General features: G+C 43.8%; 1 protein-coding gene. It reads right to left on the bottom strand.

Going from position 1 to position 2,016, the window contains the following annotated elements:
- A partial coding sequence (locus tag KGY70_09515; GenBank protein ID MBS3775414.1) for an HlyD family efflux transporter periplasmic adaptor subunit occupies positions 1–1,309 on the bottom strand: 1,309 nt, incomplete at its 3' end.
- Positions 1,310–2,016: the final 707 nt, after the last annotated feature.

The raw sequence follows: 2,016 nt of genomic DNA, 5'->3' as shown, positions 1-2,016 counted from the left end.
TCTTGTTCACCACATATCTCAGAGGTCTTACAATTCGCTCCAATAAACGGGTTTCTTTTGTAATGACCTCTGCCCTGCCCTGCATCTGTTGCGAAAATTCAAGCTTCTCCCCGTAAAAGGTAGTCAGGCCGTTGGGTAGGGCCACTTCCACGGTGTATGACTGATTTTCCGGTATCAGGGAAATGGAACGAACCACTCCTTTTACCATACCGTATTCCATAGGGGGATAATTGGCAAACTCAATGTTTACGGGCTGCCCTTCTTGCACTTTGCCTGCTCCCCGGAAAGGCAAAGTCATCTTACCAATGATTTCGCCCTCATTTTCAGGAATTATAGTCATAACACGCTTGCTGGTTTCTATATGCTGATTCTCACTCCAATACTGAGTGAAAGTAACCTGACCCCTGATGGGCGATTTCATGTAATATTTCCGCTTCCATTCATCTATGGCAGCCTTTAAATTGTCATAGCTTTCCATCAAATTGGACTTCAATTCCTTCTTCTGCCTTTGATACTGAAGCTCCAGTTCCAGAATATTCTGATCAATGCGGGAAAGCTGCACCCACGCACTGCTAATGCTCACATCGATCTGCTCCAGGTTATACCTTTTATTAAGTAATTTGGCCTCTGATTCTTCGTACTCTGCTTCAGGAATAACTTCCTTTTCGTACAACAGCGAATCTCTTTCAAACTGACTCCGGGCCAGCCGGTATTCCTCCTCAAGCGTTTCCTTTTGATTTATCAGTTCACGGTAATGCTGCCTTGCCCGCTCCTGTTCTTCTTTCAGGGATGTGATTTTCTGCCGGTGATAATCCAGTTCGATGAAATGTGCATAATTTTCAAATCGCTTTAAAAAAAGAGAATATTTAGACTGTACTTCCCCCAGGTTGTATTTATGTTCCGTCCATTCCCGGTCAATATTCCCGGATTGAATGCTTTCATCAAAGTTTCCCAGCAATGTGCCCAGCTTCAGAACATCCCGGTAGTTAGCTGCATTTTCAATGACAGCCAATGCCTGTCCCTTTTCCACCTGTTGTTTATCGTTTACCATCAGGTGATCAATCTTGCCGGTGGCTCTGGCAACTATCGGTGCGGGTGGATGTTCTGTGGTCACCACAATTTCAGAAGGAACCACATCGGGATATCTGAAAAACCAACTTCCTGTGATCAACAAGACTATAATGATGAAGATCAGAGCAATTCCCCAGCGGATGGTCCAGCGCGGTGGCCGGCCAAGAATTTCCTTAAATTCCTCGGACCGGAGATTCATGTTTTTGATTTCGTCCTCTTTGGATTTTTGTTGAGGCATAGGGGCTGCGCAATATTTGTTTTTCCGTTATACAGAGTAATCAGTTACTGTCTGAAACGACAGGTTAAATATAACAATAAACCATAATATATATATAGTCAGATCGAAATAATTAGAGTCTGTCTATAATATCCGCTGGCTGCGTTACTGTAAATCATTCCTTCCGCTGTTGCCGGAAAGTTTTTCTCTTCTGCACAATCCGTCCTGCTGTAGCAGTATGGCTTTTCTGTCATCAAAAATGGAAGGCTGCTGCTGTAGAGGTACATTCCCGGCGTCATTAATAGGGGCTGCTGCGGCAGGGGTACATTCCCGGCATCACTAATAGGGGCTGCTGCGGCAGGAGTACATTACTGTTACCACTAAAGGAGGGCTGCGGCTGCAGAAGGTCATTCCTCTCGTCACTAAAGAAGGTCTGCTGCGGCAGGATAGCATTCTAAACATAAAGAAAACACTTCTGCTGCGGCAGAAGCATATTCCTGCCATAAAAAACCCACTCTTGCTGCGGCAGAATAGCGTCTCTGAAATTTAAGAACAACTGCTACAGCAGCAGAGATTTCTTTTGTCAAAAAGCATACCAAAAATATTTTACATCTCCTTCTCGTTTTACCTTACAATAAAACAGGTAATTTTTATATCTTTACAGAAATATAACCTACCATGAGCAAAAAGGATCAAAACGATGCCAATGAACCGTTATCGGAATACGG

This window comes from Bacteroidales bacterium (genome assembly GCA_018334875.1).
Taxonomy (GTDB): Bacteria; Bacteroidota; Bacteroidia; order Bacteroidales; family UBA12077; genus JAGXLC01.
Note: the sequence above shows the minus strand (reverse complement) of the source record. Positions and strands in the feature narration are given on the sequence as shown.